Raw genomic sequence first — 13,567 nt, 5'->3', positions numbered from 1 at the left:
TTAACTTAGCTGTATTTAAGGTAATTATTTATGACGATACCCTCAACCAAAGCCAGCCAAATATTAGCAGACATTCGCAAACAGCTTGCAGAGCGCATTCTGATCTTAGACGGTGCCATGGGCACTATGATCCAAGGCTACAAACTGGAAGAAGAGGACTATCGCGGCGAACGCTTTAAAGATTGGCATACGGATGTCAAAGGTAACAACGACCTCTTGGTCTTGTCACAGCCTCACATCATCAAACAAATTCACACCGACTACTTAAATGCCGGTGCAGACATCATTGAAACCAATACTTTTAACGCCACCACCATCGCCATGGCCGATTACGACATGCAGTCGCTGTCCGCCGAAATTAACTTAGTCGGCGCTCGCCTCGCCCGTGAAGCCTGTGATGAAGCCTTTGCTGCCACAGGCATTCCACGCTACGTCGCCGGTGTGTTAGGCCCCACTAACCGTACGTGTTCGATTAGCCCTGATGTGAACGACCCAGGCTATCGCAACGTCAGCTTCGATGAGTTAGTGACTGCTTACAAAGAATCCACTAAGGCGCTGATTGAAGGCGGCGCGGATATCATTATGGTCGAGACCATATTCGATACCTTAAACGCCAAAGCCGCGCTGTTTGCGATTGAATCGGTATTTGATGACTTATTCGGTCAGCATTCTAAAGACAGACTGCCTATCATGATTTCGGGCACCATTACCGATGCCTCTGGCCGCACACTGACTGGCCAAACAACCGAAGCCTTTTACAATTCCCTTCGCCATATCAAGCCCTTATCTATCGGTCTTAACTGTGCACTTGGGCCAAAAGAATTGCGCCCCTATGTGGAAGAATTATCCCGCATCAGTGAGTGTTATGTGTCGGCGCATCCGAATGCAGGCCTGCCGAACGAGTTTGGCGGTTACGATGAAACCCCAGAAGACATGGCGAATGTGATCGAAGATTGGGCGCGCGAAGGCATGCTCAATATTATCGGTGGTTGCTGTGGTAGTACGCCTGAACATATCCGTGTGATCCGCGAAGCAGTGAGCCGTCACGATCCACGTATTTTGCCAGACATTCCGGTAGCTTGCCGCTTAGCCGGTTTGGAACCACTGACTATCGATGCCCAATCCCTGTTCGTTAACGTGGGTGAGCGCACCAACGTCACAGGCTCGGCTAAGTTTTTAAAGCTGATCAAAGAAGGCAAGTTTGAGCAGGCGCTCGATGTCGCCCGCGAGCAGGTCGAAAGCGGCGCACAGATCATCGACATCAACATGGACGAAGGCATGCTCGATGGCGCCGAGATCATGCACAAGTTTTTAAACTTGATTGCCTCTGAGCCCGACATCAGCCGCGTACCTATTATGATCGACTCCTCTAAATGGGAAGTGATCGAAGCTGGCCTCAAATGTATTCAAGGCAAGGGCATAGTTAACTCGATTTCCCTTAAAGAAGGCGAAGCCAAGTTTATCGAGCAAGCCACCTTAGTGAAACGCTACGGCGCGGCGGCCATTATCATGGCATTCGACGAACAAGGTCAGGCCGATACTAAGGCGCGTAAAATCGAAATCTGTACCCGCGCCTATCGGGTGCTGGTCGACAAAGTTGGCTTTCCGCCCGAAGACATCATCTTCGACCCGAACATTTTCGCCATCGCCACGGGTATCGATGAACACGACAACTATGCCGTCGATTTTATTGATGCCATTAAAGCGATTAAAGCCACCCTACCCCACGCAATGATTTCGGGCGGCGTGTCGAACGTGTCGTTCTCTTTCCGCGGTAACAACCCAGTGCGCGAGGCGATTCACGCGGTATTCCTGTACCACGCCATCAAAGTCGGCATGGACATGGGCATTGTCAACGCGGGCCAATTAGCCATTTACGACGATATCGACCCTGAACTTAAAGTGCGGGTCGAAAACGTGGTGCTTAACTTGCCCTGCCCAGTTGAAGGCTCAAGCAATACCGAGCAGTTACTTGAAATTGCAGAGAAATTCCGCGGTGATAGCGCACAGGTCGGTAAGAAAGAAGATTTAGAATGGCGCAGCTGGCCAGTGAGTCAACGCTTATCCCATGCGCTCGTCAAAGGCATTACCGAATTTATCGATGAAGATACCGAAGCCGCTCGCCAAGAAGCGAAACGTCCACTGGATGTGATTGAAGGCGCCTTGATGGACGGCATGAACGTAGTCGGTGACTTATTCGGCTCGGGCAAGATGTTCCTGCCGCAGGTGGTGAAATCGGCGCGGGTAATGAAAAAAGCCGTGGCTTACTTAAACCCTTATATCGAGCTAGAAAAGGTCGAAGGCCAATCTAACGGCAAGATTTTGATGGTGACGGTAAAAGGCGACGTGCACGATATCGGCAAGAATATCGTCGGCGTGGTGCTCGCCTGTAACGGTTTTGAGGTATTCGATTTAGGTGTGATGGTGTCGGTGGAGCGAATTCTCGACGCCGTGAAAGAACACAATATCGATATCATCGGCATGTCGGGCCTCATCACGCCGAGTCTGGACGAGATGGTGCATAACGTGAAAACCTTCCACCGCGAAGGCTTAACCATTCCGGCGATTATCGGCGGCGCCACTTGCTCAAAAATCCACACAGCGGTGAAGATTGCGCCCCATTATCCCCATGGCGCCATTTATATCGCCGATGCGTCCCGCGCTGTACCTATGGTGAGTAAGCTCATCAACAACGAGACACGCCAAGCGACCATAGACGAAACCTATGCTGAATACGACGACATGCGCACTAAGCGCCTATCCCAAGCTAAACGCAAAGAAATAGTGTCACTCGAAGCCGCCCGTGAAAACCGCTGCCAACACGATTGGGCCAACTACACCCCGTTCACGCCAAATGTGCTCGGTCGCCAAGTATTTGATAATTATCCGTTAGAAGACTTAGTCGAGCGTATCGACTGGACACCGTTTTTCCGCTCGTGGGAACTGCACGGCCATTACCCTGAAATCCTCACCGATAAAGTCGTCGGCGTCGAGGCGCAAAAGCTGTTCGCCGATGGTCAGGCCATGCTCAAGCAAATCATCGAAGAAAAGTGGCTCACGGCGAAAGCGGTTATCGGCTTATTCCCAGCCAATACCGTCAATTACGACGACATTGAACTCTATACCGATGAGTCGCGTACCACAGTTGAAATGACCACACATCACCTGCGGATGCAGCTTGAGCGTGTCGGCAACGACAACTTCTGCCTATCCGACTTTGTTGCGCCAAAAGACTCAGGCGTCGCCGATTACATGGGCGGCTTTGCGGTGACCACTGGCCATGGCATAGACGAACATGTGGCACGTTTTGAAGCCAACCACGACGACTACAACGCCATCATGCTCAAATGCTTAGCCGACCGTTTAGCCGAAGCCTTTGCCGAGCGGATGCACGAACGGGTACGTAAAGAGTTTTGGGGTTATGCGGCCGACGAGCAGTTAAGTAACGAAGCCTTAATCCGCGAGAAATACAAAGGCATACGCCCCGCACCGGGTTACCCAGCTTGCCCTGACCACACAGAAAAAGGCTTGCTATGGGACTTGCTCAAGCCCGATGAAACCATCGACTTGAACATCACCGAAAGCTACGCCATGTTCCCCACAGCGGCAGTATCGGGCTGGTATTTCGCTCACCCGAAATCCCGCTACTTTGGCGTGAGTAATATCGGCCGTGATCAAGTGGAAGATTACGCGAAGCGCAAAGGAATGAGCATTGCCGAAACGGAGAAGTGGCTGGCGCCAGTGTTAGATTATGATCCCGAGTAATCGGGGTTTAGATTACGCTAACGCGGTTTGAGATCTAAGATCGGTCTTGCGACCGAAAAGGTCGTGGAATTCCATTCCACACCAGGGCAAGAAGGGGATCAACAGCAATCCCCCTCTTGCATCTCCCCTTGCCGCCCCTAGCGAAGTTACATGCATTAGTTACCTGTCTCATACTCCAATAAAAATCGCCTAACGGCTCAGATGGCACATCCATGTGCCCCCGAGCCTGCGCCATCATCCATGATGTCGCCACGGCATTTTTATCTGCGTATTTCGACAACTTCGCAGGGGATCGGTGAACTTCTGTGGCATTAGAGTTAACTTTTCGCATTGAAGCACTACACCAGCCCTCGTTACCATGCTTATTTAATAAAATAAATCAGATGATAATGACAAAACCCTCCCAACAAAGACTTCCAAACCGATATTCAACAACAAGCCAACAAATACAAAAAATATCAGTGAAAAACATAAGACCAAACCAAAAAAATATATCCCATCTTCATTAAATTTCAATCTAACCTGGGAAACAATATTTCTTTGAAATACTTCTTCAAGTTCAGCTAAGTCAAGAACCGTACTATACCTAAATTTAAGGTCACTCAACTGTTCCTCAGCGAAATCTATTTTCCTATTCAATTCAGATTTTGATACGTGAATATAGAATATTGCCGCAACAAGAAACAACATTGTCAAAATTGAAACTTCAAAATTAAAAATATTTGACAACTTACCCTTGTCAATACCAGTAAAAACAACAGACATAAAGAAAAAGCTATACACAGCAAAAACAGATTTTTTCACCTCCCCTCTAAAGTTATCTGTATGTTCAATAATTTTATTTGACAAATCAAAAACAAATTCAGAAACTTTATTCTTAACCTCAATATACCTCTCAATATTACCCTTCAAATATATTTTATAATTTGAAAAAAGAGTTCTTTTTAAATTTTGATCAAATAAGCTTGTATCGGCAGAAGCTGAAAACAAAGATATAACATTACTTAATATTCCTAATTTAACTGCATCTTCCTGCCCTGAATAAACCCATTGATACACTGTCTGCAATATATCCTGTTGTTCCTCACCATTTAGAACATTGTCGAAAAATATTTCGACTTCTTTATAGCCTGAAAAAACAAAACATTTTCTGACGACATCAAAATCAGAGCAGAGATGAGATAGCATCAATAATGATGATACTTCTTTCAAATAATTTCTAAATCTATCATCAAACATTCTAGACCAATCAAACATTAAATCTGGATCGCCACCACATGAAAAAAACTCAAAAAGCAATGCTGATTTACTAACCATAGTTGGAGTAGGTTTCATCGGGCGAGGACGTTCTAACTCAACAAGTTTCAATATATTACCATCACGAATAAAAAGTTTATATTCATGATTCATAACTTCAGAAAAAAACAAAGTTGCAGAATCAATATAATTCTTTGCCATTAAATAATCACTAAATACATTCTTTTCAATTATGACAAAACCTGGAGAATTACTTTTATCAATAACTAATGATACTTTACAACAATCCTCATCATCAACACTGTCAAAACACTGCTTTTTATATTCATGTAAACACTGACTTTCAAAAGAAATTTCGCCATCAATATATAGCTCGTAGTTAATATTTACACCAGCCAAATCACTTATAAAAAGACTTGAAGAAAATATATCTTCAAGACTAATTTTAGAGGAAAAATCAAATGTAACCTTATAAGTATAAAAGTCTTCGAATTGACATGCATGCATTATTTTAGCTCTGGAAACTGGTCATAACCCGTATTGGATTGAATTAAAACATACTTTTTACCACCTAAATCTTTAGAATATATCCTACCTTTTGTTCCCTGATTGGTAACAATACTAATATCATCCTCCAACTTGTAAGTTTTCTTCATTTTTGCTTTTATTTCAGAAGATATTATTGAGAAAATCCCATCAAACTTATTTGACTTTAGTACGGTTTCAATTTCAGACACTACATCAGCTATGGCTACATCTCCTTCACATTTATAATTCCCAATTGCATCATTTATAAAAGTTCCAGCATCAAAATCACTCCTAGTTGTAAAATATGTTATAACACTATTAGCCAGCGCAATTTTATCGACAGTTGAGTTCTTTAAAACTTTATTTACCGACTTAATAATCATAGAAAATGCATTTAATGTATTTTCACTATCAGATTTATATGGTGATGAATTCAAGAACTCATTTGACCAAAACTTGGATATAGATGAGTTGGAATCTGCGATTTTAAATAACAATGGAAGCTTTCCATTATCAAGTTTAAACAACGCAGCCTTAAGTAATCCTTTCTCAGTTGGTAACCCTTCCTCTTTTTTAAATGATTTCTTTGCAAAAAATGATTCAAAATCAACTTTTGCAATTAACAACAAATCATCACTTTCAATTTTAAATCTAGAAATCAATAAATTGCCTTGTTTTATATCAGAAATCTTATATCTACTTGAAAAGGTGGTTTCAGCATCATATAAATATTTAGCAATATCAGATACGTCTACTTGAAGAAATCCAGCACTCAGTATTTTTTCAATAGAATCTTTAACTTTAGATGAGTCCTTAAAAGTGAAATTTCTTGTTGAATTAGAAGAGTTGACTTTTCGAGCAAGCTCTCTAACAAAAAATACAAAATCTGCTTCCGATGTAACAGCAACTGTGGAGGGCGTTGGTGCAGGTTTAGATAGATCTATTTCAAAAGACTTCAGTTCAAACGTTGTTGGCAAGCCAGTCATTTATACATTCCTTTATAGATAAAAAATAGGTTGAGTTAAAAAAACGCCCTAGATGAATTGTATTTTCAATGCTCATTACTTAACTATGGTAGTACTAATTCCCGTGAATCGTACGCCCTATCAAATTCTGCTTTTGCATCGGCTTTGTGATTGATGCAGTTAACCATGTGTTCGTCGGACTTAAAGTTTTTACAGTCTTCGGGGACTAGATAATACTTGCGCCATGCTTCGGCTTTGCGTATTCGAGTGGCCTCGTTTTGCTTGGCTAATCTGGATTTTTCAGCCGCATTTTGCTGTAACTCTTGCTGAACCTGATACTCAGCAAGCTGGCGATCTTTCGCTGCCTTCTGGCGAGCAAGTTCCGTTTGCTTTTGTTGCATAGCAAACTCATTAAGCCCTTGTGTCAGGCGGTATTCGACATAACTCAAATAGCCAATTCGCACCAACAAAGTGACTAAACTCGCTAGCAAGATACCTAAGGTAATTTGTAGTATTAGTTTCATTGCAGCTCACATAACCCTAACTAAACTGAACCTAATGCTTTATCTGTTGCTGTCACTAATTCAGTAATAAACCGAATACACTTATCCACTTCATCACGCTTAATAATTTGAGGTGTTCCTATTTCAACCTGCGCACGATGAACCGCATCTCCACGCTTTCTTAGCCAAGTATTAAGGGTTTCTCTCGCTTGTTTAGGGATGTAATTCGGCCATTTCCAATGCTCTGTAACATCAATCCCGAAAAACTCTTCAAAAATTTGCTTCGTTTTAGCGGAGTCTGGGTTATGAAACATTTTCAAGCGGGTAGAAAACTGCTGCTCCATAAAGTTTCCAATTTGACACCCTTTTAGTGCACCAAACTTGTTGTTGAAAAGTTCTGTAGCAACATCTTCTACATAGGTTTCCCAAGCCGTCATAGTCATGATCAAAGCGGCTCTTTTTAATGCACCCAATGCTTGTGATTCCTGTTTTACATTTAGTTCGTCGTAGCATTCGATCAAAGCTCTTGCATCATTGATTGCACGCTTAAATGTATTTAGAGCAACAGACATTTTATTCCTTAGCCAAATAGTAGCCATACAAGTAACAATCTGAATTTTAATAAAGTTTTTTGAATAAACACTAATGCCAAGAGTTACACCAATACCCTGCGAAGTTGCCGACGGGCGTTGAAGAAAATCACGTGAGCGAGGCATGGATGCCGAGCTAGCTTTCGGGGTACAGGATGTACCATCGGAAGCGTTAGTGATTTTCGAATAAGCGCTAGGCCAGTAACTAATGCATGTAACTTCGCTAGGGGCGTCTTGGAGCATCCAAGGAGGATAGGACGAGCAGTCCTCCTTGGTCGGGTGTGGGTTGAAGACCCACGACCTTGATTCACCTCGGCCGCTAGGCCGCAAAATTACCAGTTCACTAATTTGTGAAACGGCAAATTGTGAACCGACAAAGCTTCCCCATTGCTACCGCACTTCGCCAACATCCGTCAGCCAAGCCATCAATCAAAACAAGGTCGCACCAGCTCAAAACGTCCACTGCTGAATATTGAGTACAATGCCAATAAGCACTATGGCAACAAGAAAATAAGTGCCAAAGCATATTCACGAATTTGCAGGAGGAGTTGGGTATCTAAGAAAGAGAAAAGACACATCGTCCTGATGCAAGTGACTCGAATCGCGGGTACGCGATTAAAGCTCATCCTTGTTAAAAACCTAAGATAGCGACATAGCGTACACTTGTCTATAACTTTAGCATTACAAATCAAGTAATTAAGCAAGCACTGATTTAACAATGTTGATATGAATGCATGTGACTAAACCAATCGCCATCAAATAACACTATCTCTTGATCTTGCAGTGGCAATGAAGTCTTGCCGTGACGGGCGGTCTTGTTTTGGCAAATGGCCATATTTCGACATGCGAATAAGCCCCAATTGAGCTCATTGCTCAAGGGCTCAGCGCAAAGGGTGCTGAACAAAATTCAGCCAAAACGTAACTGAGTTGAATCACAGTACGAACATCACTGTAGAAGCCTGATAACACGGGTTTTACACTCTGATTTAGCTTGGTCAAAACTGCAACGATTAACCGCCTAAATTTGCATTTTCGGCCCTACATGCTAACGTGGCTAATGTAAATTTACATTCAGTGTTTATCAAAGCTATGTCGCAACAATCAATAAAAAGTCGATCGACAACAAGCTTATATCGGGCGATACCATGCAGCGCGGCTGATATTACACGTAAGCACAACTGAGGTTGAGATATGGAACCATCTAATACGTCACGCCGGACCTTTATCAAGCAATGTGTGATTGGCGGGGTTGCCGTATATTCGGCCCCTTTGTTGTGGGAAATGAGTCGCGCTAATGCGGCGATTGTCTCACCTGAACTGGCAGCCCAATGGCAAACTCAGGTTAATGGTCAATCCAAACCTAAGTTTCGTAACGACGGCATAGCTAAGGTCACAGGCCAAAAGGTCTATGGCCGTGATTACCGTGCTATGGACATGGAGGGCTGGCCCAAGCAGCAAGGTTACGCTTTTATTCTACGCGCTGCCGATGCATCCCATGTTTATCAAGGCTTTTCCCTCGACCACCTGCCCGCGTCGGCTAAGCCCTATAAAGTGATAACCGCCGCCGATCTGGCCCGTGATAAAATCAAGCTGCCCGATTTTTACGGTGACAACATGTTACTAGCCGAGGGGCAAACCGCCGACTACTTAGGTCATGCGGTGGCGATATTGTTGTTCGACAGTTTCCCCGCCTTTAAGCAAGCTAAGTCCTTGCTGCAATTTGACCAAACCTTACTGCGCTTTGGTGAGCAAACGCCGTTTGTGTCGGACTCGAAAGACCCGTACGCCAGCTGGCGCCTTATTCGAGTGGAAGGTGAAAATGGCGCACGGGAAGATTTATATAGCCCGCTCCACGATGGGCTGTTTTTCCCTAGCGTAAAAGATCGCAAGCCAGAATGGTTAGGTAATCCGAATGCCAAAGGGACAGTGTCTGAGCGCGGGCTTTATTATGCGGGTGAGATAGATAAGCAGATTGCTAGCGCCCAAGCCAATCAACAATGGCAAGTGTTAGAGCGGGAATATCGCACCCAGATCATCGATCCTATGATGATGGAACCCGAAGCCTTTAACGGCTGGTATGATGCAACTAGCCAAACCTTTCATACTGTGATTACCTCGCAGTCGCCGCAGGACTTTCAAGAGATGGCAGTGCACATGCTGTTATCTAGCCCACTGGCAGGCAAGGTAAAACATCTTGTGGTGCACTCGCCCTATATCGGCGGTGGATTTGGCGCGAAAGACCATTCGATATTTCCTTATTACGGCGTGATCGCGGCCGTTTATGCCAAGGGACCAATCCGACTCGCCAATGACAGATTCGAACAATTCCAGTCTGGCCTTAAGCGTCATCCGTTCATCATGAAAAGCCGCTTAGCGGTGGATAAATCGACCTTAAAAATCCAAGCCTTAACTTCGCAGATGACAGTCGATGGCGGCGGACGAGTCAACTTTACCCCGTCTGTGACCTCGGTTGGCGCAACAGCGATGCAAAGCATTTATTACACGCCGCGCAACGATATTATCGCCACCGCCTATGCGTCGCGTAACCCAGATGCAGGTTCGATGCGCGGTTATGGCACGCTGCAATCGATGACGGCGATGGAATGCATGATCCACGAGATAGCCGATGAGCTGAAGGTTGATCCCTTTAAACTGCGCGCCGCCAACGTGATGGAGTCTGGCCAGCGCAATACTCAAGGCGCGATTCCTAACGGCACTTTACGTTACCGCGAAATGCTCGAGATGGCCGAGCAAGCTCCCGTGTGGCAAAACCGCGCGGTGAATAAAAAGGACTATGAGGCCAAACATCCAGGGATGCGTTACGGCGTCGGTTTTGGTATCGCCACCAAAGATTATGGTACGGGCGCCGCCGCGCCAAGTGCGGCGGTTCGCCTAGCGAAAGACGGTAAAATCACCCTGGAAATCGGCTTTATCGAAATGGGCACTGGCACGCAAACCTCCCAAGCTGTGGTGGTCAGCGATGCCCTCGGCAACTTTGCCGATGAGGTAAAACTCGCCGAAGTGGATATTTGGGATGCGATGCAATTAGTGCAAACCGATAATCCTTATATTATTTCGCAGCAACGCCAAGATGAAATGGCAGCCAATCCACGCTGGACACCGGTTAAAGCCATGGCATCGTCGGCATCTATGTCGGCCTATTATCAAAGCCATGTCACCCGTATCGCCGCCGACGTGATCTACCGTCACGGCCTGTGGCCTGCGGCGGTATCGATTTGGAACGAGTTGTATTTTAACACCCCAATGGGCTCGACTAATTTGCATAACGCCCGCGATGGTCGCTGGGTCGATGGCAAGTTAACCGCCTTGGGCTTTCCGCCGCTGTCGATCGATATTCTCGCGAAACGCGCCCACGACATGGGCTTAGTGGTCGGCGTGATGGGCCATGCCTTTAATCGCTGGGCTTGGGCCGAGGCCGATTTCGACATTCTTGGCACTAAAGAACGTTTAGCCTTGGATGCGCTGGCGCTGCAATACGGCGAAGGGAACGCGACGTTTGCGGCCACTTCCGACACGACTATGAGTATCAAAGCGCGCCAAGCCAGCATGAAGTCTAATAGCTATCACTTGATCGATCGTCAAGCCATGAGTTATCCCAAGGCCGAACTGAACAATGCCATGGTGACTTACTACGCCCCCTGCGCCACTTTGGTTGAAGTGGCCGTAAACGAAGGCAATGGCGAAGTCACGCTACTGAGTTCTCATACTTGGTTAGAAGCGGGCAAAGTGATCGTGAAAGAGTTGGTCGAAGGGCAAATTCAAGGTGGCCTTGCGATGGGAATTGGCCATGCACTGCATGAAGGCTTACCGCCATTTGAAGCAGGCGCCGGCAATGGTACGTGGAACCTCAATCGCTATCAGGTGCCGTTAGCGCGGCATGTGGGCGTGTGGGATCAACGTCATACCATATTGCCGCAGTTATCTGATAACGATCCCAGCCGTGGTATCGCCGAAGTGGTGATGATCCCTGTGGTCGCGGCGCTGATTGAAGCCGTGTATCAAGCAACCCATGTCCGCTTTTACGATTTACCTATGACAGCGAAAAAAATTAAGGAGGCCATGGCATGAGCCAGTCTATTAAACTGACCATTAATAACCAAGCCGTAGGCCCGATTGAAGTCGCCGATGGTGTGATGATGATTGAGTTTCTACATGAATACTTGAACCTCACAGGCACTAAGTTTGGTTGCGGCGCAGGCGTATGCCACGCCTGTACAGTGATCGTCGACGACGAGCAAGGCATGAGTGAAGTGGTGCGTACCTGCATCAATGGTGTAGAGCGTTTTAATGGTAAACGCGTCCGCACTGTCGAAGGTCATGCTAGACAAAACTCCCTTGGCGAAATCACCGCCCTGAGCCCAGTGCAAGAAGCTTTTTTAGAGCACTTCTCGTTTCAATGTGGTTGGTGTACCTCGGGCTTTGTCAACGAATCGACTGCACTACTTGAGCGATTAGAGCGACAACCTATCGCTAAAGATCAAGTTGAAAAAGTCGTTGAAGATGCCTTGAGTGAACACGTATGCCGCTGTACTGGCTACGTAAAATACTATGCGGCGGTCAAAGATCTGATCCTCAAAACTAAGGGGCTAACCCTGTGATGACATCAGCCAATCTGCGCTATTTCCAGCGCAATTTCTCGTACATTAGTAGGATAAAAAATCTGTTGAGTCACAATCTACTCCTGAGTTTAGGGCTAGGTTTACTCGCCTGTTCCAGCAGCGTTGCCGATGAAGGCGGCAATACGAATAACGACATCGCACGCGGCGCGTATCTGATGAAGATAGGCGACTGTGTGGCCTGCCATACTGCGGTGGGCGGGCGTGAACTCGCGGGCGGTTTGCCGTTCGAAACGCCCTTTGGCGCTGTGTACTCGACCAATATCACCTCAGACAAAGAAACCGGTATTGGCAAATACAGTTACGAGGAGTTTTTTGATGCCATGCACCACGGTGTTGGCGTCAACGGCAACCTCTATCCTGCTATGCCTTACACTTCCTACAGCCTGCTCACGGACGCAGACACTCAGGCGATTTATGCCTATTTGATGAGTACTAAACCCATCAAACAAGCCAATCGTGACAATGATGTTTACTTTCCGTTTAACCTGCGTTTTGGCCTAAAAGCTTGGAACTTAGTCGCACACGATGCTAAGGAATTTACCCCGAGCAAGGAAAAAAGCGAACATTGGAACCGCGGCAATTACTTAGTCAATGCCCTAGGGCACTGCGGTGAATGCCACACCCCAAGAGACACGCTGTTTGCCATGGAGCAGGACAAGCACTTTGAGGGCGCGATTATCGAAGGGCTAGAGGCATCGGACATTCGCCCCGCCGAGCTTAACAGGCAGAACTGGACCCATGAGGATCTTAAGTCGCTGTTTACCGAAGGCTACTCCCGTAAAGGCACTGTCTTTGGCGGCATGTATCCCGTGGTATATCACAGCTTTAGCCACTTGACCGATGATGATATGCGCGCGGTTAGCAGCTATCTGCTTGATACCGATGAAGATATTACACCACAAGCCCTCACCTTTAACGGCCATAAACCTGAACTGCCAGGCTATACGCTCTACAAAGGTTACTGCGCCGGTTGTCATGGTCAAAATGGTGAAGGTCGTCCTAATGTCGCCCCCGCGATGGCAGGAAACGCCACCTTAGATAAAGCGAGTCCACACAATATCGTCGCCGTGATACTAAAAGGTATTCAGAGCCAGCATTACAACGCTACCACCAGCTTTTATGCTATGCCGGGATATGCTGATGAGTTAAGCGACGAGCAGATTAAAGACTTAGCCAATTACCTAAGACTCACCTGGAGCACACAAGCTGGTAATCTCGATGTAAAAACCATCCAAAGCTTAAAAGAAGTGATCCTCGAGCACGACTAACCCACATAGGTATGTGGGAGATTTAAAATAAAAGCCGACTCTAGAGTCGGC

General features: G+C 46.1%; 8 protein-coding genes. 4 read left to right on the top strand and 4 right to left on the bottom strand.

Going from position 1 to position 13,567, the window contains the following annotated elements; all coding sequences use genetic code 11:
- Positions 1-30 precede the first annotated feature (30 nt).
- Complete coding sequence (gene metH, locus HGO26_RS00725) at positions 31-3,765, top strand: methionine synthase (protein ID WP_168822665.1); 3,735 nt, start codon at positions 31-33, stop codon at positions 3,763-3,765.
- Positions 3,766-4,131: 366 nt separating this feature from the next.
- Here the strand turns inward: metH and HGO26_RS00720 are convergent, their stop codons facing one another.
- The 4 genes from HGO26_RS00720 to HGO26_RS00705 form a co-directional block, all read right to left on the bottom strand.
- Entirely contained in the window at positions 4,132-5,529 is a 1,398-nt protein-coding gene (locus tag HGO26_RS00720; protein WP_168822657.1) for a hypothetical protein, read from the bottom strand.
- Positions 5,529-6,536: a hypothetical protein gene (locus tag HGO26_RS00715; RefSeq protein ID WP_168822655.1), complete on the bottom strand. Its 1,008-nt coding sequence runs from the start codon at positions 6,534-6,536 to the stop codon at positions 5,529-5,531. The genes HGO26_RS00720 and HGO26_RS00715 overlap by 1 nt, the downstream gene beginning before the upstream one ends.
- A gap of 83 nt (positions 6,537-6,619) precedes the next feature.
- Entirely contained in the window at positions 6,620-7,039 is a 420-nt protein-coding gene (locus HGO26_RS00710) for a hypothetical protein (RefSeq protein WP_168822652.1), read from the bottom strand.
- Positions 7,040-7,059: 20 nt separating this feature from the next.
- Positions 7,060-7,590 (bottom strand): HEPN domain-containing protein, encoded by a 531-nt coding sequence (locus tag HGO26_RS00705; protein ID WP_063883774.1) that lies wholly within the window; start codon positions 7,588-7,590, stop codon positions 7,060-7,062.
- Positions 7,591-8,799: 1,209 nt separating this feature from the next.
- Between HGO26_RS00705 and HGO26_RS00700 the strand changes: the two genes are divergently transcribed.
- The 3 genes from HGO26_RS00700 to HGO26_RS00690 are packed head-to-tail and all read left to right on the top strand — an operon-like array spanning position 8,800 to position 13,516.
- Positions 8,800-11,697 (top strand): xanthine dehydrogenase family protein molybdopterin-binding subunit, encoded by a 2,898-nt coding sequence (locus HGO26_RS00700; RefSeq protein ID WP_168822650.1) that lies wholly within the window; start codon positions 8,800-8,802, stop codon positions 11,695-11,697.
- On the top strand, positions 11,694-12,227 hold the full coding sequence (locus HGO26_RS00695; protein ID WP_006082848.1) for a (2Fe-2S)-binding protein: 534 nt from the start codon (positions 11,694-11,696) through the stop codon (positions 12,225-12,227). Before HGO26_RS00700 ends, HGO26_RS00695 begins: the two co-directional genes overlap by 4 nt.
- Entirely contained in the window at positions 12,227-13,516 is a 1,290-nt protein-coding gene (locus HGO26_RS00690; protein WP_168822648.1) for a cytochrome c, read from the top strand. The genes HGO26_RS00695 and HGO26_RS00690 overlap by 1 nt, the downstream gene beginning before the upstream one ends.
- The last annotated feature ends 51 nt before the right edge of the window (positions 13,517-13,567 follow it).

The organism is Shewanella oncorhynchi (assembly GCF_012584455.1).
Lineage (GTDB): Bacteria > Pseudomonadota > Gammaproteobacteria > Enterobacterales > Shewanellaceae > Shewanella > Shewanella oncorhynchi.
Note: the sequence above shows the minus strand (reverse complement) of the source record. Positions and strands in the feature narration are given on the sequence as shown.

Coding starts and splice junctions, on each gene's coding strand:
- metH (WP_168822665.1), top strand. CDS start 31: ATGACGATACCCTCAACCAAAGCCAGCCAAATATTAGCAGACATTCGC.
- HGO26_RS00720 (WP_168822657.1), bottom strand. CDS start 5,529: ATGCATGCATGTCAATTCGAAGACTTTTATACTTATAAGGTTACATTT.
- HGO26_RS00715 (WP_168822655.1), bottom strand. CDS start 6,536: ATGACTGGCTTGCCAACAACGTTTGAACTGAAGTCTTTTGAAATAGAT.
- HGO26_RS00710 (WP_168822652.1), bottom strand. CDS start 7,039: ATGAAACTAATACTACAAATTACCTTAGGTATCTTGCTAGCGAGTTTA.
- HGO26_RS00705 (WP_063883774.1), bottom strand. CDS start 7,590: ATGTCTGTTGCTCTAAATACATTTAAGCGTGCAATCAATGATGCAAGA.
- HGO26_RS00700 (WP_168822650.1), top strand. CDS start 8,800: ATGGAACCATCTAATACGTCACGCCGGACCTTTATCAAGCAATGTGTG.
- HGO26_RS00695 (WP_006082848.1), top strand. CDS start 11,694: ATGAGCCAGTCTATTAAACTGACCATTAATAACCAAGCCGTAGGCCCG.
- HGO26_RS00690 (WP_168822648.1), top strand. CDS start 12,227: ATGACATCAGCCAATCTGCGCTATTTCCAGCGCAATTTCTCGTACATT.